The sequence below is a fragment of the Dictyobacter sp. Z7_2 genome, assembly GCF_057551105.1.
In genome coordinates this window covers 1,888,481-1,914,495 of the sequence record NZ_BAAJPE010000002.1, presented here as the reverse complement: position 1 = coordinate 1,914,495, position 26,015 = coordinate 1,888,481, and the positions used below count along the sequence as shown (strand labels likewise).

Annotated in this window: 15 protein-coding genes; 6 read left to right on the top strand and 9 right to left on the bottom strand. The window is 49.7% G+C overall.

Annotated features, from left to right (window positions below):
• Window positions 1-6 precede the first annotated feature (6 nt).
• The 7 genes from AC27N8_RS21530 to AC27N8_RS21500 form a co-directional block, all read right to left on the bottom strand.
• Entirely contained in the window at window positions 7-1,005 is a 999-nt protein-coding gene (locus AC27N8_RS21530; protein ID WP_487069460.1) for a Gfo/Idh/MocA family protein, read from the bottom strand.
• A 44-nt stretch (window positions 1,006-1,049) separates the two neighbouring features.
• A complete protein-coding gene (locus AC27N8_RS21525; protein WP_487069459.1) occupies window positions 1,050-2,087 on the bottom strand; it encodes an AraC family transcriptional regulator in 1,038 nt (345 codons plus the stop codon).
• Window positions 2,088-2,124: 37 nt separating this feature from the next.
• Window positions 2,125-3,147 (bottom strand): Gfo/Idh/MocA family protein, encoded by a 1,023-nt coding sequence (locus AC27N8_RS21520; RefSeq protein WP_487074725.1) that lies wholly within the window; start codon window positions 3,145-3,147, stop codon window positions 2,125-2,127.
• A 249-nt stretch (window positions 3,148-3,396) separates the two neighbouring features.
• Window positions 3,397-5,700 carry a transglycosylase domain-containing protein gene (locus AC27N8_RS21515; RefSeq protein WP_487069458.1) on the bottom strand — a complete coding sequence of 768 codons (2,304 nt, stop codon included), beginning with the start codon at window positions 5,698-5,700 and terminating at the stop codon, window positions 3,397-3,399.
• A gap of 208 nt (window positions 5,701-5,908) precedes the next feature.
• Window positions 5,909-6,331 (bottom strand): hypothetical protein, encoded by a 423-nt coding sequence (locus AC27N8_RS21510; protein WP_487069457.1) that lies wholly within the window; start codon window positions 6,329-6,331, stop codon window positions 5,909-5,911.
• Between the two features lie 445 nt (window positions 6,332-6,776).
• A complete protein-coding gene (locus AC27N8_RS21505) occupies window positions 6,777-9,227 on the bottom strand; it encodes a transglycosylase domain-containing protein (RefSeq protein WP_487069456.1) in 2,451 nt (816 codons plus the stop codon).
• Between the two features lie 159 nt (window positions 9,228-9,386).
• Complete coding sequence (locus AC27N8_RS21500; RefSeq protein ID WP_487069455.1) at window positions 9,387-10,019, bottom strand: helix-turn-helix domain-containing protein; 633 nt, start codon at window positions 10,017-10,019, stop codon at window positions 9,387-9,389.
• A 393-nt stretch (window positions 10,020-10,412) separates the two neighbouring features.
• On the opposite strand from AC27N8_RS21500, the gene AC27N8_RS21495 reads away from it, so the two are divergent.
• Together AC27N8_RS21495 and AC27N8_RS21490 are read left to right on the top strand one after the other, a co-directional pair.
• Complete coding sequence (locus tag AC27N8_RS21495; protein ID WP_487069454.1) at window positions 10,413-13,472, top strand: ABC transporter permease; 3,060 nt, start codon at window positions 10,413-10,415, stop codon at window positions 13,470-13,472.
• A gap of 39 nt (window positions 13,473-13,511) precedes the next feature.
• Window positions 13,512-16,544, top strand: a complete 3,033-nt coding sequence (locus AC27N8_RS21490; RefSeq protein WP_487069453.1) for an FtsX-like permease family protein — start codon at window positions 13,512-13,514, stop codon at window positions 16,542-16,544.
• Window positions 16,545-16,557: 13 nt separating this feature from the next.
• Here AC27N8_RS21490 and AC27N8_RS21485 read toward each other — a convergent pair whose 3' ends face one another.
• Window positions 16,558-17,076, bottom strand: a complete 519-nt coding sequence (locus AC27N8_RS21485) for an NUDIX hydrolase (protein ID WP_487069452.1) — start codon at window positions 17,074-17,076, stop codon at window positions 16,558-16,560.
• A gap of 183 nt (window positions 17,077-17,259) precedes the next feature.
• Here AC27N8_RS21485 and AC27N8_RS21480 point away from each other — a divergent pair, with 183 nt between their 5' ends.
• Entirely contained in the window at window positions 17,260-19,068 is a 1,809-nt protein-coding gene (locus tag AC27N8_RS21480; protein WP_487069451.1) for a M3 family oligoendopeptidase, read from the top strand.
• A gap of 289 nt (window positions 19,069-19,357) precedes the next feature.
• Entirely contained in the window at window positions 19,358-20,548 is a 1,191-nt protein-coding gene (locus AC27N8_RS21475) for an FIST signal transduction protein (protein WP_487069450.1), read from the top strand.
• Window positions 20,549-20,664: 116 nt separating this feature from the next.
• Here the strand turns inward: AC27N8_RS21475 and AC27N8_RS21470 are convergent, their stop codons facing one another.
• Window positions 20,665-21,831 carry a S1C family serine protease gene (locus AC27N8_RS21470; protein ID WP_487069449.1) on the bottom strand — a complete coding sequence of 389 codons (1,167 nt, stop codon included), beginning with the start codon at window positions 21,829-21,831 and terminating at the stop codon, window positions 20,665-20,667.
• Between the two features lie 410 nt (window positions 21,832-22,241).
• Here AC27N8_RS21470 and AC27N8_RS21465 point away from each other — a divergent pair, with 410 nt between their 5' ends.
• On the top strand, window positions 22,242-23,498 hold the full coding sequence (locus tag AC27N8_RS21465; RefSeq protein WP_487069448.1) for a lactate racemase domain-containing protein: 1,257 nt from the start codon (window positions 22,242-22,244) through the stop codon (window positions 23,496-23,498).
• 218 nt (window positions 23,499-23,716) lie between these two features.
• Window positions 23,717-25,885, top strand: a complete 2,169-nt coding sequence (gene ppk1, locus AC27N8_RS21460; protein ID WP_487069447.1) for a polyphosphate kinase 1 — start codon at window positions 23,717-23,719, stop codon at window positions 25,883-25,885.
• Window positions 25,886-26,015 lie beyond the last annotated feature (130 nt).

Sequence of the window (26,015 nt, the reverse complement as noted above, 5' to 3'; positions counted from 1 at the left end):
TGATTCTTAGAGGTCTGCCAGTGTTACGGTCCGCTTTTCATCAACAGACGTATAAGCACCAAGGATAACTTTCAACACGTTGATGCCCTCTGCCTCTGTGTTTACAGGACGGGTTTTTTCCCGCAAGCAGGTGACAAAGTCTTTGATCTCCTCAACAAAAGTATCCACACCGGGCAGCTCAATCGTCTGGGGCTCATTGCCACGTAGCTTATAGTGCAGATCTTTGCCATCGCTATACGCGGAGCCTTTCTCGGCCACGATGGAGAACTTTTCTGTGATGGCCGCTGGTTCATAGGCCCAACTGGTCACGATATTGCCTACTGCACCATCCTTGAAGCGTACCAGTACCTGAGCTGAATCCTCACCATCCATGAATTCCAGACGATGTTTACTCAGCATTGCAGTGACCTCAGTCGGCTCACTACTTGCCAGATAGAGAAGCAGGTAGGTAGGATGATATCCTGTGTCGATCAGCTCTCCTCCCCCGATCATGGCCCGATGGCCGCGCCAGCCGATGCTGTTGGGATCAAAGGTGTGATAGAAACTATCAGTGGTGCGTATTTCGTAGACTTTGCCAAACATGCCCTCGTTGATCATCTGCTTGACTTTAGCCACGGGTGGTAACGTAAGCTGATTATGCGCGCACATCAATGTTACGCCGCTATCTGTGATGGCTTGCTGTACCTCGTTGGCTTCTGCGACTGTCAGGCAGAGTGGCTTCTCACAAAGGATATGCTTTCCGGCTCTGGCTGCCGCCACAATCGCATCCTTATGCAGGTGATGGGGTAAACAGATATCGACGGCATCGATATTGGCATTGGCAATCATCTCGTGATAATCGCTATAGATCTCAGCGCCACCAACCTCACCGGCTCGCTTTTGGGCGTTTTCTGCCACGACATCGCTCACTGCGGTCACTTTGACCTGATCTGGAATGTTCAAATAGCCTTTAATATGGGTAGAAGTAATACCCCCACAGCCGATGAGTCCAATCGAAATAGTCATAATTGTCTTTCCTTCCTGGATGTTGGTTCTCTGGGATAAGAGCTCTATCGTTCGTTGATAGAGGTACTTTGTCCACTTGTGTGATCGTTGGTGGCGAACTGGTTGACGCGCTGTTGCTCTCGATACTGCTGTGGTGTCATCTCGATGCGTTTTTTAAAGACGTAGTGGAGATAACTACCACTGGAGAAACCATGCAGCACGGCAAGCTGCTCGATAGTCTGATCGGTGTATGTCAACGCCATACAAACCTGCGCTAAGCGATAATGTTCCAGATAGCTACTAAACGTTTCGGTCGTCTGCTCGTCGAAGATCCTTTGGAGTTGGCGTCCACTGATATGAATCTCGGTGGCTACCTCCTCCAGAGTTAAGGGGCGAGCGTAGTTGTCGCGAATATATTGAGTTGCAAGCCCATAGCGATAGGTGTTCATGTCGCGTGATGGCAACGCTGTCTGGATCTCTGTGACATGATGAGCACGTGAAGCCCGCAGGAGAATTTGGATGATAGCTTGCCTGATCGTGGTAAAGGCACCAAGTTCACGATCATGCCAGGCCCGGTACGCAGTGAGAAACCAGTTCATGGCATCGTACTGGTCCAGCGCGGGATAGGCTGGCATGGCGTTGAGTTGGCGGATACACTCATCGGCTTCGGCCACCTCCCAGGTTTCTCCCCAGGAGATATCATCCGCAGTCGGCTGAAGCTTCACGATATCAATGTGCAAACAAAGTTCGTCGAGTGCTTCCCAGGCGCTTGCCTCCTGCTGATGGAGCACGTAGGGACCCGTCAGATAAAACATTCCAGCTTGCACCGGATATGTGCCATCTTCCAGCATCACTGAGCCGGTTCCACTGGGTATAAAATGAAATTCATAATCGCGGTGCTTGTGCGATTGGATGACATTCCCTGCTTCTAATGTTGTGAGATGACAACGTAGCACTTGAATCCCATACTTTCCCCAGCGGAAACGAATATCCAGGCGATCAAGCGCCTGTGGATCTGCCTGCATCAATTGGAATTGCGAAGGCCCCGTAAACCTGCGCGTTGTCTGATGATGTAATTGGCTCAGACTGGTTGGTACCGTCATCACCGTGCCTCCTCTGGCGGTGTACGCATCGCAATTTTTAGCTCTGTAACGAATCCAGACGGACCACCTGGTGCGTGCGGGCAGAAATGTTTGCCGCCTCCATTAATGAGGTAAGGTCCCGTGCAATCTGAATATTTTCAGTTGCCGTGGTGCCATGATTGATGTGGTCTACCCATTGCTTGAAGGCAATTGGCTGATCGGCGGGGAGTTCAGCGATCTCATGCCACGTATCACCGCCGGGTGTTCCTGTCTGCGCACTGCAGAGGAGTAATTTATTATCGGGTGTACCGAAGAGCAGGCTGCCTTCGGTGCCATGAGCTTCAATTGTGAAAGGCGAGAAGCGATTGACAAAACCAGCTTCGACGATGCCGATGGCTCCATCAGGATAGTTGAGCGTGACAACGGCATTATCTTCGACTTCATGTCCCGTGACATAGCCATAGCTCGCGTTGACGCTTTCCGGCCAACCCAGAAAGAGTTTGGTCAGATACATGGGATGGCAACCAAGGTCGATCATGGCACCACCACCACACTGTTCCCGATTGAAGAAGCGTTCTGGTAGCCAGCCATGAGGATTCTCGGCTGTCGGGATCGCCCCGTTATGCGAAAGGCGGACACGTACCTGTGTTGTCTTACCCAATTGTTTCTGTGCTAGAATGTCTTTGATGGCGAGTGTGTAGCCCGCGTAGAGCCGAGGTAATGAGACGATAAGCTTGACACCAGCCTGCTCGACGGCCGTCATGATTTCATTGCACTCGTGTAACGTGGGTGCGATGACCTTTTCTGTAAAGATATGTTTTCCGGCTCTGGCAGCGGCAATTAAGACCTGATGATGTAGGTTTGTGGGAGTTTCAACAATCACCGCATCAATATCGGTCCGGGCCAGTAATTCATCTAGATTTTCATAAAAAGGTACCCCGAGAGTATCTGCTTGCCCGCGGCCACGCTCGGGTTCATCATCCCAGGCGGCCACCAGCTCTGTCTCTGGATGCTCAAGGGTCTGGCGAATGTAGTCACGGGTGTGAACATGCCAGAAGCTCAATATCGCAATACGAATCATCATTTTCTCCTTTGAAAAAGCCTCTTATATGAGCTGCGTCGAGCACAAATTTATGCGAAGCTTCTCTGAAATTGCGACTACGATTGAAACGTCTATCATCATTTTACTCTGCTCTGCTATCTTTCTACAATCTTACCAGGCGACATCTGTATGCGAAATTGTGACAAGCTCTTCCGCAAGCGTGTAAAAAAAGCGCCGCACAATAGAATTATCGTGTGGCGCTCATGCTAGCTATACTCTTTGAAGAGGCTATTTTTTGTAGGTCCAATCGTTACTCACTTTACCCGTATCAGCGATTGTTTTCTTAATCAGCGTATCCGGGGCGGCTGGAAAAATTTGGAGGGGATGGCCTTGTTCTGCCATCATCATCGTGTCATGCCAGATAGGTCCAGCGCCATCGACACCGGTCACATTTATCATCGGAGAATTGTCGTTATTGCCAGCCCAGACGCCGACCGTATAATCGGTCGTATAGCCCATCGTCCAGTTATCGCGGAAATCGTTTGACGTTCCTGTCTTGGCTGCCGAGACACGCGTTGGGCCGGGATTGCCGGCGTAACATTGGTTCATGGTATTGGTGTAAAGCACGAGCGAACTGCATTTCCCAAATTCGAAGATACGCGAATTATTATCACTTAAAACGTCAGTGATCATAAATGCTGCCTCCTTACTCAGTGCGCGTATGCCGTGTGTCTCGGTCTTAACAATCAGCGCCCCGTTTTGATTTTTGATCGTATCGACTGCATGGGGAGCGATATAGATACCACCATTGGCAAAGGTTGAGTAGCCAGCAGTGTTATCGATCAGGTGGATGCTAAGCGATCCCAATACCATCGTATAGTTTGGGACGCCCTGGAAGTCAGTAATCCCCATATTCTGAGCGGTCTTCAATGCTTTATCGACACCTGTATTCAGCAACAGCTTCACCGCTGGAATGTTAAATGAATTCTGGAGTGCATAGCGATAGGTGATTAGACCATGATATTTCAAATCATAGTTGCTGGGTGAATAACTGGGCAAGCCACAACACATATGAATAGTCAATGGTCCATCCATAACCGTCTGGCCGGGGCTCATCCCTTTCTGGAAGGCGGTGGCATAGATGTATGGTTTAAACGATGAACCAGGCTGGCGATAGCCCTGCGTGGCGACGTCAAAGTCGCCGCTACTGGGGTTGTTGGGGTCAATATTGCCGACCAGAGTACGAATCGCTCCGCTTTGGTGATCGAGTACCACGACGGCGGCGTTTGACATGTGATGGCTCTTTGCCATTTCGGCGATGTGCTTCTGAGCCGCTTTCAGGACTCTGTTTTGGAGTCCAAGATCCAAGGTGGTATTGATTAGCAGTCCGGCGCGAGGGAGGTCGGCGACTTTGACGTGCAGATCTCTGGCGACCTCGCGCAATGTGTAGCTGACAAAATGTGGCGCGAGCCGATTATTGACAACGCCAGGATTGAAAAAGTCTATTCTTTGTGCTTCATCGATCGCTACAGCCCGCTGCTGGGCCGTGATATATCCCTGAGTGTACATCTGTTGAAGTACCTCTTGCATGCGTATCGAGGCGGCTTTGGGATGCAATAAGGGATCACGCGCGATTGGAGAGCTTGGGATTCCTGCCAGCATGGCTGCCTGCGCGAGATCTAATTGCGAGGCTGCGGTGTGGTGGGGCGTGGCTTTTAAGCCATAGTAGATGAAGGCTGCGGCTTCAGCGCCGTAAGCTTGTTCACCATAATAGGTGGTGTTAAGATACATCTGGAGTATCTGATCTTTGCTGTAATGACGCGATATTTCAGGGGCGAGAATGATTTCTTGTAGTTTTCTGATAATGGTTTCTTGATTGCCAACGATGGCGTTCTTAATCAACTGCTGCGTAATGGTGCTGCCACCCGAGACGACTTTTTTATTGCTCAGGTTGGAGAGAGCTGCCCGCACGATGCCTGTGATGTCATAGCCGGGATTGGCGTAAAAGTTCTGATCTTCGATGGCGATCTCGGCGTGGATGAGATGCGGCGAGATGTCACTGAGGGGCACACTGGTCTGCATGCCCTGGCTCAGGGCTTGATAGATGAGCCCTCCATGCATGTCGTATACTTTTGTATTGTCCTGAGGCAGCACGTCTGCCAGCGTGACGACTTTGGTACCAAATTTTTGATTGGTGGCTGAGACAAAGCCTGCGATGGTGGTAAAGATAATTGCAACGATCAGAAAAATGGAGAGTATCGTCATTGAAAGGGGAATCAGTGTATGGGTCCCGATACGCTCAACCTCTGCGATTCTGCCCAGGGTCTGGCGAAAATTTTTACGTTTGATATGACGCTTGATGCGCCAACCAGGTTCACGTGTGAGCTGATGCGGGATAGCGTAATTAACTCCTGTAAATGATCGTTCAGGAATATCGTTGAGCCTTTGAGACGCGTTGGCTGGACTGTGTGATGGTAATCTGGCCGGCGTTCTGGAGGCTGTACTTACTGGCATTTTTTCTTCCGCGCTCTCGGATGCTGGAGTCTCTTCGGAGAATGGAGGGGGCTCCTCGATATTCTGATCGGTTTGCATGGCCTGGACCTCTTTCTACCTTCTTAATGCTTCTTGTCTCTTACCTGCTACGTTAGTCATCTGCGTACGAATATTCCTGTATATACTATTCTACCAGCATATACTCTCTGAAAATCTTATCTTCTCCATAGCGTCTGTCTATCTCAAAAAGAAGCTACTTCTCAATGCAACCTCCCTCATGACCAGAGGAGTACACCGCCAAAGGTCATCACGCCTCTGTCGCAGAGGAGATGTGTCTCCCAAACAGATCCGTGAAGCCGTAGAGTGACAGGCCAGCCGACGTAGCGGCGCGGCTCCGCCGTGCTGTCTGTGACTCGTACGGCCACGCTCCACATGAGGTTCCATTGCGATATCTTCCCACGTTGGATTGCCTCGTCGGCGTTGCTTCCATCAGCACATGGGACCGTGTCGTGCGTGCAGTGACAGCACGGCGGAGCCGCGCCGCTACGTCGGTGAGCCTCTCACCCCATTGGGAGATACATTTCCGATGCCACATCGGCGCGATGACCTTTGACAGAGCAGCCGCTACGTATCCTGGCAATGGTTGTGATGCAATCAGATACATCTGTAATAGAGAAAACTCTTGTAAATAAATCTGCGACTCTTTGATCGCTATGTATATATAAAGCAATGAAGCACTATCTATATTTTCTATAAATAGAAAGGTAACTGCTTTCAAGCTAAATATATAGTATTTATTTGAGCATCAGCTATCACATAGTATCTCAAAGCCCATGTGCAATATGAGCTGGTGAGATATATATCCACTTTACTAGAGATGAGACTTACAAGATGAGCTTTTGCTAAAGAGTTATCTGTACATAGTAACGCTGTATATGAAGGGATGGTAACTCGAAGATGTGAGCAAGAAAGAAATTTGGCAGAGCTGCTTGAGGTAATCATGCTCTATAAATAGTTATGTCAAGTTGCCTGTCTGGTGGTGGTTATGCCGGGATGTTTGGTTGATGCGAAGAAGACGCCGAAGCTATAGTGCTCAGGCGTCTTCTTCGTATGAGTGTAGACGGAGTTGATGGGTTTAAAAGGATCTCAATCATGCTTCAAGCTGGTGAAAACTACTACCACCAGCCACGATGTGGATCATTGCTATGCGGAGTGGGAAAGGCGAAGCTGAAATTGTTGCAATAAGGATGGCTGTTATAGACCTGTGATGAGGAAGTGAGCTGTGCCGGAGAAAGTGTTTTGAACGTGGGATGATGATTGGCTAGATACCAGTCGGTGGTGCGTAGACCGTTCGGATAGGTGATCTCTCCACGTTGGAGGCCGCCGGGATTGGTGAAATTGCGAATGGGATGCTTCATTTCGGCCTCAAGCATTGAGTCATGCCAGATCGGAGCGGCCCCCTGAACTCCATTTACGTTAGTCATAGGGGAATTATCGTCATTGCCAACCCAGACGCCCATTACGAAATCGGTCGTATAGCCCATCGTCCAATTATCGCGGAAGTCATCGGTCGTGCCAGTTTTTGCCGCCGCTGGACGGACACTGCCACGATCGCCTGCATAGCAAGATGCCTGTGAATTTGAATAGAGCTGCAATGGATTACAATCATAGAATTCAGGGAGGCGCGAATCATTATCGCTCAGAATATCGGTCATCATATAATCCACCTGGGGGCTGATGATTTGTGGGCCAGCGACGCTTTTGTGCGTGGATACTTTATGCGTAATCGTTGACACAATCTTTTCGATCACATAGGGCTCAATCCTTTTACCGCCGTTGGCAAAGGTACCAAAGCCAGTTGTATGTTCTAGCAGCGTCACATCCAGGCCTCCCAGGACCATTGAAAAGCCGGCCTCGCCTTTTGTGTGTACGACCCCCATCGCTTTTGCCGTCTGTAAAGAATTATTGATGCCGACGTGCTGAAGCGCTTTCACGGCGGGTATATTCAGCGAATTCTGTAAGGCACAGCGTAATGTCAATTGTCCATGAAACTTGCGGTCGTAGTTGAGCGGCGCGTAGGTTGCGGGATGATATCCTTTGGGCATCATAATGGTTAGTGGAGAGTCATCGATTGCCTGAGCTGGCGAGTATCCCTGCTTCAGCGCGGTGGCATACACGTACGGTTTAAATGAGGAGCCAGGCTGTCGATAGCCCATCGTCGCGACATCAAATTGACCGTCGATCGCCTCATTATGATAGTCGATACTGCCGAGGAGTGAGCGAATCGCTCCGGTGCGATTATCCATGAGCACCTCGGCGGCGTTACTGACATGGTGGCCCTGAAGTTCTGCCACGTGTTGCTGCATGATTTTTTGGATCTTGTCCTGGAGGCTGATATCGAGTGTCGTATATACTTTGAGACCCGATAGTGAAAGCTGTGAGCGGGTCAAATGCAGTTGTTGCTCCAATTGATTGAGTACATACTGTGAGAAGTGTGGAGCTCGATTTATGCTCACGGAGCCCGCATCGGACGCGTTTTTGAAGAAGTGGGGTTGTTGTGCTTCTTTCATGGCTTGTTGTGCCTGTGCCTGTGTGATGTATCCCTCCTGACTCATTAGGCCAAGGACCGTCGCAAAGCGCGCAAAGTTTGCCTGCGGGTGCAGGGTTGGATTATACATAGCTGGCGAGCTAGGAATACCGGCGAGCATAGCTGCTTGAGCCAGATCTAGTTGGGCCGCCGCTGGCTTATTGGGATGATCTGTCAGATTAAAGTACAGCATGGCTGCGGCGTTGATGCCATAGGCTTGTCGTCCATAATAAATTGTGTTGAGATACATTTCCATGATATCTTTTTTGTCGTACAACGCGTTGATTTCAGGTGTGAGGACTACCTCTTGCAGCTTGCGTATCAGGCTGGTCTCGTTGCCTACGACAAGGTTTTTGATCAGCTGTTGCGTGATGGTACTTCCACCTTCGATTACTCGCCCACGTTCGAGATCTTCGATGGCCGCTTGCAAGATGCGAAAAATGTCGATGCCGCTGTTCTTCCAGAAATTCTTGTCCTCTGTTGCGACCGTGGCGTTGACGAGTTGGGGGGCGATAGACTTTAGCGCGACCGTCGTATGAAAACCTTGATCCGTGAGCTGGGAGAGCATCACGCCATGAGCATCATAGATTTTGAGATTGTCATGGATCGTGAGCTCGCGTAATGAGATAATCTTTTTATGATACGTCGTCGTGCTTTCCTGGTAAAAGTGATAGACCCCATATGCGCCTGCGCTTGCGACGGAGAGGAGGATAACTGCTAATACCAGGAAGAGTTTAAAACCTGTGAGCCAGACAGCTTTAGATGCACGATGAGTTCGAGCACGATGGGTACGCATATGCCTGCGAGCGATATGACGTAAAAAAAGTTTATGTTGATAACGGTGTTTTTTATCTGTACCTGGCTGAGCGCTCGCTGTCCGCGAGAGTACCGATGTATCTAACATGGCTAATGTGTCGGTTAATGAAGTGAGTTGTGTCTCTTCATCAGGTTCTGTGTCGGGCACGATGGACGTCGGGTGCTCGGAAAGGGGCTGCTCCTCATGATGATCGGTAGGATCGTCCGGTTGTTGATATTCCATCCACTTGGCCCTCAGCTTTTGCTCTTATCTAGCCATAATAAAACAGCTCACACTCGTAAAAAAGCGGTCATGTTATGCTTTTCGACGAGATGAGTGAATATCCTTAGCCTTGAACTTAGCCATGAACATCCGGGGATATGTTGAACCAACGTATGCTGCTTATTTGACCTGTGCAGCCTCTATCATGGCGGGTAGGATTTCGTTGGTGATGGCCTGGATTTGATGAAAACTTTCAATCCAGAGAAGATCATGATCCCGACCACCACGTACCTCTGCCAGTTGCAGCACCCCTTCATCGATCAATGTACGGAAGTAGAGAAATGCGCGTACCGCATCTGCCAGCGGAACATGCGATGTCCAGGTAATCGAGCCGTATTCCTGTCCCAGCTCGACAGCTTCATTTTTCAACTCATCGAGCTGTGCGCCACCATTTAACGCTCGCAGCATCAGATCAAGCAAGCGTCGACCTAAACGGCGATAGGCATCCCGTGCTGTCGTATCAAAATGTTGATACCAGGGGAAAGCATCGAGCGTCCCATCGGTAAAAGCGAAGCGAACGCGTCCCAGCACGCTCTGGACGAGCAAGACGGATGCTGGATCTGGTCGTGGTTCAGCATCCTGGCGCAGGCGCGTCTCAATATCAGCGCGTCGGAAGCGGCGATGTCCACCACTGGTTCGACGTGATGGTATCTCATTGCGGTCCGCCCATAGACGCACTGTCGCTGGATGCATACCGAGCATTTCGGCCGCTTCGCGCAAGCTTAGCCACTCCTCGCCTGTTTGTGATGTCACCACGGTACCTCCTAAAGCATGTAAGGATGAGAATGACGACAAATAGGTGCTTCAAACATTGCTCTTCAAAAAATTTTGTCATAGGTGTGATCCACCTGGCATAATCACCCTGATTGTATGGAATTACGATTGTTCCGTCAAGTCTAAGTTGACACAACTTTCTGCCTGCTGAAGCTAATTCCCTATGAAGGCGTGCATATTGACCCACTTATGCGGTATATATTATATAGGATTTTATCGAGCATGTCTTGGTTTCACACGAATTATATTTTTTTGGACGTAGGATCAAGCTCATGTCTGATGAATGTCTACTCATGTCATTATCGCAAGGACTGTGACTATTTTGCAGGAAAGGATACCTGTATGCCTCGCTCTACTCAAAGAGGAGCGTTCGTGTCTAAGGATTTCTCGTTTGCATCTTTGTTTTCGCTGGCCGTCTGGCAAGCAAGACGCTCAACTGGACTGCTAGGGCTGATTACTCTGGCTGTGTTGGTGGCTGTGCTATTTGTTTGTATGATTCCTCTCTACACCAGTATTGCTATGACTGCTGGTTTGCAGGAGGCTGTCAACTCTACGACAGATACCTCCAGTCTTGTTATCATTGGACAGGACTCAACCCCCTCTCTTGAGAGTATATCTCAGTTGACTAGAGCCTTTGATAACTACTCAATGCAGGCACTCCAGCCCTATCTGGATAGTAGCAAAGAACATATGACGGTTGAGACTGGCGTACTATCTTATTATCAGACTCCGCCTCCAGCGAAAGCGCGAGCGTCCTTTAATCAGATTGATCTTCAAGGAAATGATATTGCGCAGATAGCGCAAGGAAAGCATGTATCTTTGCTGCGAGGACGTTTACCACAGGTGCGGGTGAAGCAGCATAATGATCCAGTGAGCCCGATCGAGGTTGCTTTGACACAGGATAGCGCTGCTGGACTGAAGGTGGAGCTTGGTTCAGTCCTCTATACGCAGATCGCTCTCACCACTCATAGCCTGACAACGTCTCAATATATATCCATCCCTTTAAAGGTGGTAGGGATTGTGCAAAATCAGGTGCATCCTTACCTTGAGGATAGTGATCCTTTCTGGCATAGCAATAACCTGACTCCAATCAACCTGAATCCGCAGGGAGCCGCTAGCGGCCCATGGGAATATAAGTTGTTGGTAGCTAATCAAACTCTTATTTCAACCTTTGCACGCTATATCCCGCCCGCTGATGAGCCCGATACGAGTGTGTATGATCCATATGTCAGGAGTAGTAATCCCGCTCCAACTCCAACCATCACTTTGACCAGACCACTCAGTTTTAACTGGTATTACATGTTTGATGCCAGCCGTATTTCGAATCATCAGATTACATCCTTGCTCTCAACGCTGCAAGCGCTACAATCTCAGCCGGTTCCCTCGGCCTTTGATGTACTGGCTTATGGACTTGCTAATATGCATATGGTTCTTCCAATTGATGCGCTGACGAACTATCAGAGCCAGTTACAGGTCTCACAGACCAGCGCCTATGGTCTGGTGATAGTCATTTTTAGCCTGCTTGTCTATTTTGTGGCCTTGATGACTACTCTGCTCGTGGAGCGTCAGGCGGCGGCATTGGCTCTGATCAACAGTCGAGGGGCCAGCCGTGGGCAGATCTTTGGTTCTCTTGTGTTGCAGGGGATGGCCATCTGCCTGATTGCTTTACTGTTGGGACCGCTGCTGGCTCTTCTCGCGTCAGCTGGATTGGCCCGGTTATGGTTGACGCCGTCTGAGGATACTGCGATTACTACCGTTTTACACGATACATGGCAAGCTATTCTTTCTGTGAGTGGTTACGCTCTGCTTACGTCTCTGGTGGTGCTGCTAGTACTGATTATTGCTATGAATCATGCTGTGAGTAGCAATGTGCTGACGCTGAGACATGAGACTGGACGGATGACACGTAAACCTCTCTGGCAGCGCCTTCATCTTGATTATGTCGTGATAGTGGTTATGAGCATCGGATACGGCGTTTCACTTTATCTCACGAGCGCAGGAGTGCTCAATGCGCAATTGTACGCGCTCTTATTCTCGCCGCTGATACTGCTACGCGCTTGCCTGACGATTGGCGTTGCTATCTTAATCTTCCTACGTCTGGTGCCTTTCCTTTTGAGAGGAGGCTCCTGGTGGGCCATACAGAGAAGCCAGGGAGCGCCAGTTATGGTGGCGCTGGCACAACTCTCTCGTTCACCGCGACAATCGTTGCGTCTTGCCCTGTTACTCTCACTGACAACTGCCTTCGCGCTCTTTGCCTTAGTCTTCTCCGCGACCCAGATGCAGCGCGCACAGGATCTGGCTATCCAGGTCGTCGGGGCTGATTTTACTGGTACCATCATTAATTCTCCTGATATTGATACGATGGATGAGCAGCTAAAAGCCTATCGTCAGATTGCGGGAGTCAAGAGTGTGTCGATAGGATATAGCAGCAATATGTTGCTTTCTGATCAAGAGCTACCAGTCAATTTTCTCGCAGTCGATCCAACGACCTACGCTGGCACAGCTCTTTCTCCAAGCAAGGATCAGGCGCAGTCTCTGCCCGTTCTGATGCAGGAATTAGTCAAGAGCGGCGAGCAGGTCGGAGGACAAGAAGTGGTGCCAGCGATTGTTGATGAGCCTCTCTGGGAAGCTGATCATCTTAAGATTGGCTCCATTTTCGCTTTGAAGATCAATAATAGTGGCATTGATAGCTCTATCTACTGCAAGGTCATTGCTCGCGTGGATAACATCCCGATGGAGAGCACACCAGGAGGGATGATGGTTGATATCCATGCCTATCAGCGGGTTTATGATCGCGTGATTAATACCGTAGGAGATAGACCAGTCACTCTCAATCAAGTCTGGTTGCGGACGAGCGACAATCCGATTGTTCTGGGACAAATTCGTTCGGTGTTGAATAGTAGCGATTCGTTTTTGACATCGGTCATGGACCGCTATCAAGTGGCTGCAAATTTGAGTCAGGAACCGTTATATTTACAGATCATGGGACTTCTCTTTGTCGGACCATTTGTGGCCCTCTTGCTTGTGCTGCTCGGAAGCTTTGTCTCCGCCTGGATGTATGCGCGTGAACGCCTCTTGAACTTTGCTCTCTTGCGTGCATTAGGTGCGACTCCCGGGCATATTGCTCGCACGCTGGCCTGGGAGCAAGCGATCATCTATCTGCTTGCCCTTCTGATGGGGGTGATCTTTGGAACGTTTCTGTCTCTCACTGCGGTTCCCTCGTTAATCTTTACCAGCGCTTTTGGACGCTTCATGACGACTGAGGATTTTTATCTGCTGCAGAATATTCCGCCCGTCCAATTGGCTGTTCCCATTCTGGTAGGCATTGGTTTGCTGATACTGGTTGTTATCTGTGTGCTGGTGCTGGGAATGATGATCCGGATTGTGTCAAAACCATCGATGGCTGCTCTCTTACGCCTCAATGAAGATTGATAAAAATATGTTTGCGCTCAGGAGAAAGGACTCTTTAATATGTCGCGTTCGAGGCGAAAGATTGTCGCGCCTTCCGTATTTACCTTAGCCCTCTGGCAATTGCGCCGTACCAGGTGGATGCTCTGTATTGTGGAACTTGGTGTCTTAGCGGCCGTGATCTTTGTCTGTTCGGCGCTTATCTATGCGCAAATTACGGTCACTGCTGGATTGCATACAGACTTGCAAACATATCCCGATCATGCCAGCATCAGCGTGAATGCCAGCGTGGATCGACCTTTTCTTGAGCGCTTGCAGCTGGCTGATACGACCATCAGGGCGCTTACCGACGCCCGATTATCTCCTTATTTAGATAACACACAAACGCGCTTTTCAGCGTCAACGGATCTGCTATCCATTCTATCCAAGCAGCCAGGTGCTGTTACCTTAAAGGACAGCAACAATCAGCCCATTATCGATGATATTGTCTTGAATGGCACGGATACGCTACAAGCTGCACCACATCTGCGTGTCGTGCAGGGACGGTTGCCTCAAAATAGGAGTCAAAGCCATAGTGATCCCAATACCATTATTGAAGTCGCTATAACTCCGCAGACGGCCAGTAGACTGCATCTGGTAGTGAACTCGACGATCAAGACCGAGATAGATATTGTGCAGAATGAGCAACTCATAAAAAATGGCTTTCTCAGCTTGAAAATAGTTGGTATTATCCAGGCACCGACCGCCAGCAATCTTTACTGGCACCATACTCTATTTAATCCGGTCAAGCAAAATCCTGAGCAGGTCACAAGCGCCTTTACCTATTATGCCCTGACTTCAAACAACGCACTTATTTCTACCGTATCACAGTTTATTCCGTCGCAATACGAACCGGGTCAAGCCTCTGCTGGCACGGGTAGCGATGATAGTCGTGATGTTACCCTGGTTCCCTCCTTGCATGCAGCATGGTTTTACTCTTTGAATACCGCTACCATTGCGAGCACTGATCTTGATACGCTCATCAAGGGCCTGCAAACGTTTCAGGGAGATAGTGCGTCAAATCCTGCCTTAACGCAAAAATATGGGTTAGCTACTATTCAGACGATAGTGCCAGTTAGCGCTTTGCAGAGCTATCAGGATGAGATCTCAGTATCCCAGATCCCTGCGTTCGGCCTGATACTCGTGATATTTTGCCTGCTTCTCTATTTCGTTTCTTTGATGACCGATCTACTGGTCGAGCGACAGGCTGGCGCGATCGCTATTTTGCGTAGTCGTGGAGCCAGTCGCTGGCAGGTATTTAGCGCGTTGCTGTTGCAGGGATGCATTTTAGTTTTGCTCGCTTTGCTTATTGGTCCCTTGCTTTCTCTCGGGGTCGCTCGCTGGATGTCCTTACTCTTGCTCTCAACGCAGGATCAGGTCGCGATCGACATCGTATTACGCCATGGTAGACAGGTGATGCTGTCGGTGATTTGGTATGTGGTCGCGATGGCTTTGCTGATGCTGCTTATTCTGGTGATTGCCATCAATCGCACGACCGCCATGGATGTGCTGGCGATGCGCTGGGAGGCTAGTCGCTCCACCCAGCGTCCGCTCTGGCTGCGCTGGAATTTTGATGTTATAGCCGTGGTGATTACCATCCTGGGTTATCTGATTTCGTTCTATCTGCTGAGCACAAATGTGCTGGATGCCAGATTACGTTTGTTGTTGCTCTCTCCTCTTGTTCTGGCACGTACTGTTTTTACTATCCTGGCGGGTGTCTTGCTTTTCTTGCGATTTTTTCCTACGCTGCTGCGCTTTGGTTCCTGGCTCACGACGAGGAGTAGTAGTGGCGCGGCCTCGATGGTCTCCCTGGCGCAATTAGCACGCGCTCCACGGCAATCGGTGCGCATGACCATGTTGCTCTCCCTGGCAACCGCCTTTTCGATGTTTGCCTTGATTTTTTATGCATCCCAGCTTCAAAGAGCTCAAGATGTGGCAACCCATACTGTGGGAGCCGACTTCAGTGCTGCGTTGTCGGCGAAAACTGGTATCAACAATCTCTCCGCCACCCTGACGCAGTATGGGCATCTGCCCGGCGTGCTGGCCGCTTCCGCTGGTAGTCATACAACATTATTGCTTGGTGATCAGCAGGAACCGATCAAACTCCTGGCTGTGGATGCTACAACCTATGCACAAACCGCTGATTGGCCGTTGCATAATTCGCCTCAAGCGCTGACAAGCTTGATGCAGCAACTGGTCACCGACCGCAGTAATCCTCTTGACCAGCAGCAGCAGCCAGCGATTATTGATGCCACGATGGCCAACACCTATCATCTGGGTCCTGGTGCTAAATTCTCTCTCTCAGATACGAGCGTTTCCTCCCAGACGTTCTACTTCCAGGTGCTGGCGATTGTGCAGCAGATCCCTACTCAGGACACACCTGATGGTATCCTGGTCGATGTGAAAAGCTATGCGGCAGCGTATCAAAGAGTCTATGCGAAGAGCAGTCCAATTCCATTTCAGCTTGATACGGTCTGGTTGCGCACAACCGATGATGCTGCTGCGTTAAAAACGATCCGTGCCACACTGGCGGCAAAAACTACACAGGTGCTTGATCGCCGACAATTAATCGATAGCCTGCATCAGGAACCGCTCTACCTGCAAGTCCTGGGTGTTTTGCTGTTGGGACCAGGTGTGGCTCTTTTGCTCATCCTGATTGGAAACCTTGTCTCCTCATGGCTGAGCGCACGAGATCGTTTGACCAATTTTGCCCTGTTACGGGCTTTGGGAGCGGCCCCGCTCACGATTGCTCAGACGCTGGCCTGGGAGCAGGTAATTGTCTACGCGACCTCGATTATTCTCGGTGTGCTTTTCGGAGGATTTCTTTCCTGGATGGTGGTACCATCCTTGCTCTTTACCAGTTTAGCGGGGCAGCCAGCGTCGAACGATGTCTTTTTCTTCTCTCAGAGTATCCCTCCTATACAAATCATCATTCCGGCGCTGCTCATCATTGGATTAGCCTTGTTGATCGCTATCTGCGTTCTGGCATTGGGTATGATGATACGCGTCGTTGCGAGGCCATCGATGGCGATGACGCTCCGCTTGAATGATGATTGAGGATAGGTATTGCTTATTTAGCCTGGATAATATGTTGTGTCTGCTCAGGCAGCTTCTGGAGGGCCTGACATAAAAAGTGAGGTTGTAGCTGTAAATTTGTCGTGAGATCTGAGATGGGGAGCCAGTCAAAAATCATGGGCATGCTCTCCTCCTCAGGTCGTATGAATGGTCCAGGTTCCTGGTACAGATAAGATGTCTCTGAAAATATCAGCTCAAAATAAAGCCCTATTTCATGGCGTTCAATGCTCTTTTCAGGGTCAGTGAAAAAATTTTCTGCGAAATAGAGTAAGCGTCCGATCCGAGCTTCCTCACCCAGTTCCTCCTGAATCTCGCGCCGGAGCGTTTCCTGCGAGGTTTCGCCCAACTCTGCACGTCCACCCGGCAAAAACCAGAAGATATGGTTGGGGTCCCGTGCAGCCCTTTGGCAGAGAACCCGCCCCTGAGAGATTGCAACGCCCGCAACACGATACGTAAATTCCCGGTTTCCTCTGTTGAACGTGATCATCGTGCGTGTAGTATCGTCTGTTGCCATTGTAGAGTACCTTTCCATTTTGTGGGACAGTAGATCAGTTGACCGTAAAAATATGTAACTTTCTTTACGATTGAGGAAGGCCAAAAGGCACAGTTTCTGGTTTCGCCGTTTTTCATGAGATGTAATCGCATGCTACAATGCTAAGGATTAACTCTATTTAGATAGAATAAAGGAGAAAGACTGGTGACTACAACCCCTTCCCTACCTCATTGGGACATGAGTGTAATCTATCCCGGCCTGGACTCGCCTGAGTTTGAACAGGGATTTACTGGTGCCATACGCGAAATCAAGGCTCTGGCTGAGCTCTTTGATACGCATCATATCGAGCAACAAACTTCTGTGCCCTCCGATGAGCAACTGGTGCAGATCTTTGAGACGGTGATCGAGCGCTATAACGCTGTGCTGGAGATCATAGAAACTCTGGTTACCTACATTAGCTGCTTTGTGAACACCGATTCGCGTGACGAGCCTGCTCAGGCTCGCTTAAGTGAGCTTGAAAAGTATCTGGTGGAGCAGGAGCAATTGGATAGGCGGCTGACCGCCTGGATTGGCTCGCTCGATGTAGAGTATCTAATTGCCTCTTCACCTCTTGCTGCGGAGCATGCGTATATCTTGCGACGCGATAAAGAAGCGGCCTCCCATATGATGTCTCCGGCTGAGGAGAATCTGGCCGCTGAGCTGAATATCAGTGCTGGCTCGGCCTGGGACAAGTTGCATGGAAATGTCACCTCACAATTGACTGTGGCTCTGGAATTAGATGGACAACTCCAACAGGTGCCCATGAGTGTTGTGCGTAATCAGGCTGGCAGCCCTGATCGGGAAGAGCGACGACGCGCCTACGAGGCTGAATTGCTATCCTGGAAGACTGTCGCTGTTCCTCTGGCTGCTGCTCTCAACAGCATTAAAGGAGAAGTCAACACCTTATCGCGCCGTCGTCATTGGGAGTCAGCTCTGGATGAGTCTCTCTTTGCTAATAATATTGATCGGCAGACGTTGGAAGCTATGTTGAGCGCGGCAAAAAAGTCCTTCCCAGACTTTCGCCGTTATCTGCATGCCAAGGCTCATGTGCTTGGTGTTCCCAAACTGGCCTGGTATGATATCTTTGCTCCTCTTGGAGCGTCGGAACGCGTCTGGACGTTTGATGAGGCGGAGCAGTTTATCGTAAAGCAATTTGGCACTTACTCTCCTCGCCTGTCAAACTATGCTGCTCGTGCCTTTAGAGAGCATTGGATCGATGCCGAACCACGGCCAGGCAAGCGCGATGGGGCCTATTGTACGTGGTTGCGCAAAGATGAGTCGCGTATCCTCGCCAACTATAAGCCAAATTTTGATGGCGCCACGACGCTGGCTCACGAATTGGGACATGGCTATCACAACATCAATCTGTCCCAACGCACGCCCTTGCAGCGCAACTTGCCGATGACACTGGCTGAGACCGCCAGCATCTTTTGTGAAACGATTATTAATCATGCCGTGCAAGAGCATGCTGAGAGCGAAGAGCTTATGTCTCTGTTAGAGACCTCTATTCAGGGCTCCTGCCAGGTAGTGGTGGATATTACGAGCCGTTTCCTGTTTGAGCAACAGGTCTTCGAGCGACGCCGACAGCGTGAACTCTCGATCGACGAGTTGAACGCGTTGATGCTGCAATCTCAGCGCGATACCTATGGTGATGGATTAGACGAACAAGCATTGCATCCCTACATGTGGGCTGTCAAAGGACACTATTATAGCACCACGCTCTCGTTCTACAACTATCCCTATATGTTTGGGCTCCTCTTTGGACTTGGCCTCTATGCGCGTTATCAGCAGGACCCGGAAAAATTCAGGCAGGGTTACGATGATCTACTCTCGTCAGCAGGCCTGGCGGATGCTGCAACGTTGGCGGCCCACTTTGGTATCGATCTGCATGCAGAAGAGTTCTGGACGTCCAGCCTGGATATTGTCCGTAAGGACATCGATACATTTTGCAAGCTGACCAAATCTGAACATTGATTGCGTCTCAATCACATGGTATGCGATACTACATATAATCGGACTTGCTCTTGATAGAATCTTACCTGTAAGGTTGCGATTTTATCAAGAAATCGGAATACATGTCGGGGTGCAAAGATACGAATATTTCATGAGCTTTCTGGCTGCTCATAATGCTCTAGAAGTGTGGCTTGTGAATATTTAAGCAAATTGATTTCGTGAAAAGGCACCTTCTTATGCGAGGGTGCCTTTTTCTTATCACCTCTCTCTTTGCATTGGAGTTGCTCTGTGGACCGACAGAGGAGTAGCCATGGATGAACGCAAACCAACCGCACTCAGTGCGATAGTGATAGATGAAGAGTGGGAACAAGCCCTTGAGCAGGCTCTTGAGCAGATTAAGGATGTCACTGCGGATGTGGTTTTCTTATTCGCGAATATAGAATTTGCTCCATATTATGAAGATATGTTGCGTGTCGTGTGTCAGGAGACCGGGAGCCCTATTGTGATTGGATGCTCGGCGCAGGGGATCGTGGGCACAGATCAAGAGCTGGAGGATCTACCAGCTGTCTCCTTACTGGCACTTTCTTTGCCGGGTGCCCAGGTGCATCCGGTACGCATCACACAGGAGATGATCGAAACTACGAGGCAAGATGAGCAATGGCACACGCAACTAGGTTTGAAGCCCGAGGATGTCAATGCCTGGTTTGTTTTTGCCGATCCTTTTCAACTGGATTGCGAGGGCTTGATTGCGACTCTCTCCCGGGCGTATAGCGGTATCCCCATGATCGGCGGCCTTGCTTCAGGCGACCTCGAAGATCGCTATACCTACGTCTTTTTAAATAATGAGGTCTTTGAGGATGGCGCCGTCGGATTGGCTTTTGGTGGTCCCTATACGGTGTATCCGCTGGTCTCGCAGGGATGTGATCCCATTGGAGAGACGTGGACGGTGACAAAGGTGCTGGATAATGGTCTGCTCGATGGTATCTCTAATCGCTCGGCGCACCAGATGCTGGTGGAGACGCTGAAAACGCTTAGCCCTGATGTACAGCGTGGAGCTCAGCGCAATCTTATGATTGGGTTGGCCGCCAATGAGTATCAGGATAGCTATGAGCGCGGCAGCTTTTTGATCCGTCAGCTGTTTGGCGTGGATCGTCGGACCGGGGCGCTGGCGACAGGGGCACAGATGCGTGTCGGTCAGACAGTCCAATTTCATTTGCGCGACGCTGCCTCCGCAGAACTCGATCTACATGAGAAGTTGGCGCGGGCAAAGCTGGATCTGGGGGCGAGTCAGCCAATTGCAGGTATCCTCTGCACCTGTAATGGTCGCGGGATTGGTATGTTCGGCGTGCCTGATCACGATGCGAGTGTGATTGCTCGCGAGTTAGGCCAGATGCCCTTGACCGGTCTCTTTTGCAATGGAGAGATTGGTCCGGTCGGAGATCATGCTTTTTTACATAGCTTTACGGCTAGCCTGGGCCTGCTTGTCAAGAAGGCCGAGTGAGTGATTGCTCTCTGCATGCCCATAAAAAGAACCAGATCTGCATGTGTACAGACCTGGTTCCTGACAGAGGGAACTTTCCAGTTTCTCGTATACCGTATCTACTCATGTATGCCAATTTACTGATTGAGGATCTGTGCGATGACAGTCTTGACGGTGCTGGATGGGATGGCAAAACCTATACCGTTCGCATTGGTATTCGTTTCGGTATTTATGGCTGTCAGGGTTGGGATGCCGACCAATTGTCCTTGCAGATTGATCAATGCTCCACCACTATTACCTGGATTGATTGGGGCATCGGTCTGAATCGCGCCGTTAATGGTGGCGCCGTTTTGATTGGAACCATTGCCTGACGATTCCTGGACGCTACGGTTGAGGGCGCTGACAATGCCTCGGGTGGCTGTCTGTGTGATCCCAAGCGGATTTCCTACCGCCAGGACTTCCTGGCCGACAACCAGCTTTGAGGAGTCGCCAATGGTTGCGACTGACATGTTGGTAAATGGTTGGATACGAACAATGGCCAGGTCATTGGCGGCTGACGTTCCGACCAGTTGACCGGTTTCGGTCTTACCATTGCTCAAAACCACCTTGATTGACTGTCCGCCACTGACAACGTGGTTGTTGGTAATAATATCCCCATTTTTATCAATGATCACTCCTGAACCAATGGCGCTGCCCTGAGACGTCGTGACATCGAGCTGGACCACGCTGGGTTCAATCAAGGCGATGGCCGCCTCTTGCTGTCCCTGGATCGTTGAGGTGTCCGGAATGGTTGTGATTTTTGTGGACGAGGACGAATTTGTCGTGTTCGTGCCTATCATTTTGATACCTCCTCCATATTGCCAGCCAGCATAGATGCCAATGCCGAATATGAGGATGATGGCCAGGGTTAAGCCCAGGATGGCTCCAGTACGCATGCCACGCTGCTTCCTGGGTGGCTGAGGCACGTAGCCCTGTTGTGTCTGACTGGGATAGTTTCCATATGTTAAAGGCGGAGTGCCTTGCGGTCCAGCCGCTGGATAACTGTTATACGTGGGAGGTGAAGATGGTGAGACATAGTTTTGTTGGGCTGGCACGCGGTAGTTCCCATTTCCCCAGGGAGTGTAATCAGGCTGGCTTGCTACTGGATAGCGTCCAGAATTCTGGGCCGTTGGATAATTGTTCTGCTCGGGATTGCGTACCGTCGCCTGGCTTGGGGTCGTATATGTTCCTGCATCCTGGGTAGGTACCGATGCATCGTACTCTTTTCTATATGGGGTAAAATTTTCATTTTCATCCTGAAACATGGTTGTTCCCTCCTGATGTCTCACAGCTCATTTCTATGTATTGATATGCTCCAATGCATACTAGCATGTGATACGTCCCAAAAGCTGCACACTTTATTCTTTAAACTATATGGATGCTTCGTAACATTATATCTTATCAATGATAGTCTGACTTTCGTCTCGCTCTATATTCATAAGATAGCCTACAATGATCAAGAAAAAACCACATAAATGTAAAATGAGTGTAAGAAACCGACCTTGCATATTCTTTATATTGTAGCCTAGATGGCCTTTTTTTGATACCTTTGTGCCGCATCGGTAGTCAAACGGATACTGATACCCTGCTCTTCAACCCCCATTTGTTTTGTTTGTCGTGATACAATAACGACTACGGTAGGCTTTATCGTTAAGTAGTGTAAGGCTATTTAAGTATGACTTATGGGTATGGTTCTAAAAATCAGACCTTAACCGTTTCAGATGTCCAGCACATACTTACGGATACTTTTAGTGCGATGCAGCTGGATGGTAAGCGCGTTCTGGTCATTATCCCGGATGGTACACGTACGGCTCCACTTCCTATGATGTTTCGTCTCCTCTACGAGCAACTTGGGCCGCATGTGGCTCAACTGGATTACTTGATCGCTCTGGGGACCCATCAGCCGATGTCGGATGCAGCTATTGACGAGCTGGTTGGCGTCTCTGCCGACGAGCGAGCAGAGCAATATGCTCATGTACAGATTTTTAATCATCAGTGGGAAGATCCTGCGGCGTTAAAGACTATTGGTGTGATCTCTTCCGAGGAAGCCAGACGGCTCACCGATGGGACGCTGGACGATGAGGTTCCTGTGACACTGAACCGCTTGATCTTTGAGTATGATCAACTGATCATCTGCGGTCCTGTCTTTCCACATGAGGTCGCTGGCTTTTCTGGTGGAGCAAAATATTTGTTTCCGGGTATCGCTGGTGCCGATATTATCAACTTTTCTCACTGGCTCGGAGCACGCATGACCAGCATGGCGACGATTGGTGTGAAGGATACGCATGTGCGGCGGGTGATTCATCGGGCCGCTGAGTTTGTTACTGTGCCCTTACTCTGTCTTGCACTGGTGATGCAAGGACAGGATTTGTATGGCCTTTATACCGGTAGCTATCTGGATGCCTTTGATCGAGCGGCGGATCTGTCGGGCCAACTGAATATCGTCTATGTGCCCAGGCCCTTTACACGCGTGCTCTCGATGGCTTCAGAGCAGTATGATGATCTATGGACTGCTGCCAAGGCCATGTATAAGACAGAGCCGGCTGTGGCTGATGGCGGAGAGGTGATTATCTATGCGCCGCATATCACGGAAGTCTCATATACGCATGGACAGTTGATCGATCAGATTGGCTATCATGTGCGCGACTACTTCTTGAAGCAGTGGGACCGTTTTAAAACGGTCCCAGGCGGTATTCTGGCTCATAGCACACATGTGAAAGGCTCCGGCACGTATGATCTTGCCACTGGCATTGAAGCACCACGTATTCGTGTCACACTGGCTACGAGTATTCCTGAAGAGCGCTGTCGTCGCATCAATTTAGGATATCTCGATTATCGTACCATTGATCCCCATACCTGGGAGAATCGCACTGACGAAGGGATTTTGCTGGTGCCACACGCTGGCGAAGTGCTCTTCAGGCGTGCTCTTTGAGCATGATTCCTGCCCTCTTCGCATGCTGAGTATGTGTATAATCTTTCATATGCATCACATGTTTGGGGAAGATTTGTGCTATCACAACAAGATCGTCTCTGAAACGTTACGATAAGATCAGTTACAATACAGTAGAGTAGGAAGCTTGGTTGCTACGTTTTTTAATAGGGATAGTAAAATATTACCGGGACAGGCGCTATAGAGCGGGGATTTATCGTATGGAACAAGATATCATAGTGGACAAAGCAGCGACCTCATTCATGGAGAGATCAGATCTGTACATCAATCGCGAATTGAGCTGGCTGGAGTTTAATCGTCGTGTCTTTCTGGAAGCGAAAGATGATCGCCATCCATTGCTGGAACGCGTCAAATTTATCTCGATTTTTGAGACCAATCTGGACGAGTTTATTATGATCCGCCTGGCAGGCCTCAAAGATCAGATTGACTCACGCACGGCACCACGCAGTCCTGATGGGCGCACAGCCGAACAGCAATTTGCCGCTTTACGAGAATCTCTGGCCCCTTTGATTCAGGAAGTACGTCGCTACTGGCGTGAAGAATTACTCCCTTTATTGGCGCGTGAAAATATTCATGTTCTTGATTATGAACAGCTCCACGCCTCGCAACGCGAAACTATGCGCCACTATTTCGAATCTGAAATCTTTCCCGTGCTTACTCCACTTGCTGTTGATACAGGACATCCCTTCCCCCATATCTCCAGTCGCAGTTTAAATCTGGCGGTCGTCATCGATTCTTCCGATGAGACGCATGAAGATTTCTTTGCACGTATCAAAGTGCCGCCAGCGCTGCCACGTCTCCTGCCGATCCCTTCCACTAAACCGGCGGGCGATGATGAGCCAGAAGAGCTTGTTTTTGTCTGGCTTGAGCAGGTGATCGCGGCCAATCTGCAAATGCTTTTTCCTGGATTTGCTATCTGGGAGTCTTATCCCTTTCGCGTGCTGCGTGATGCAGATATCGAGTTGCAGGAGGATGAGGCTCGCGATCTCTTAGAATATATTGAGCAAGAGGTTAAAGAGCGACGCTTCGGGGTCGTGGTAGATCTGGCTGTCAATCCCTCTATGCCGCAACGTATTCGTACTCTGCTCCTCGACAATTTGGAGGTGACGGAAGATGATCTGACCGTCATCGATGGGCCGTTAGGAATGGGCGATCTGATGGAGTTGATGCATGTCACCCGCCCGGATCTTAAAGATACTCCCTTTACTCCACGCGTGCCACCGATTATTCGCAAGAGTGAAAACATCTTTGATGCGATCCAGAAGCACGACATCCTGCTCCATCATCCCTACGATAGTTTCAATCCGATCGTCGATTTTATTCGCAGCGCGGCTGAAGATCCGCAGGTATTGGCGATCAAGCAGACGCTTTATCGCGTCGGATCAAACTCGCCTGTCGTCAAAGCGCTCCTGCATGCCGTCGAAAATGGCAAGCAGGTGGCCGTCCTTGTCGAGCTGAAGGCGCGCTTTGATGAAGAGAATAATATCGGATGGGCACGCGAACTAGAACGCTCAGGAGTGCATGTCGTCTATGGGCTGGTCGGCTTGAAGACACATGCAAAAGTTGCGATGGTTGTGCGCAAAGAAGAGGATGGTTTGAGCCGTTATATTCATCTGGGCACAGGTAACTATAATGCCTCGACGGCTAAAATCTATGAAGACCTGGGCATGTTTACCTGCCGACAAGATATTGGCATGGACGTCACTTCATTATTTAACTCCTTAACAGGCTATTCACGACAAGGGGAGTATCGCAAACTGTTAGTGGCCCCTGTAAGCTTGCGACGGGGTATCGTTGAGCGTATTGAACGCGAGATAGAGTTGCATAGAGACCTGGGAAATGGGCACATCGTCTTCAAAATGAATGCTCTGGTTGATCCGGAAGTGATTAATGCACTCTATCGAGCCTCGCAGGCTGGGGTCGCTATCGAACTGATTATCCGAGGCGTCTGTAGTCTACGTCCGGGCGTCGTTGGAGTCAGCGAAACGATCCATGTACGGAGCCTGGTGGGACGTTTTCTCGAACATAGCCGGATTTATTATTTTGGCAATGGTGGCAACCCGGAGATCTATCTGGGGAGCGCCGATATGATGCAGCGCAATCTCGATAACCGTGTCGAAGTCCTTTTCCCGATTGAATCGGTGAGTATGAAAAAGGCCATCGTATCACAGATGCTCGATGAGATCTGGGCCGATAACGCCAATGCGCATGAACTGTGTGCCGATGGTACCTATGTTGAAGTTCAGCCTGAAGCTGGCAAAGCTTTCTTCGATAGCCAGAAATGGTTTCTCCAGCATCCATTATTTGAACTGAACGAAGAAGGCAAGCAGACAAATCAGACGATGAGCGCGATTCCCTCTAGTTCGTAAGATGAAATTTCAGTATAATTTGATTATGTCTTCTGTGTGGCGCCAAAAGCGTAGGTGAAAGCTCTGATTTGGCATGAGGACCTACTTTAAAGAAGCTATCTGAACATGATACAATAGCTCCATTAATAAA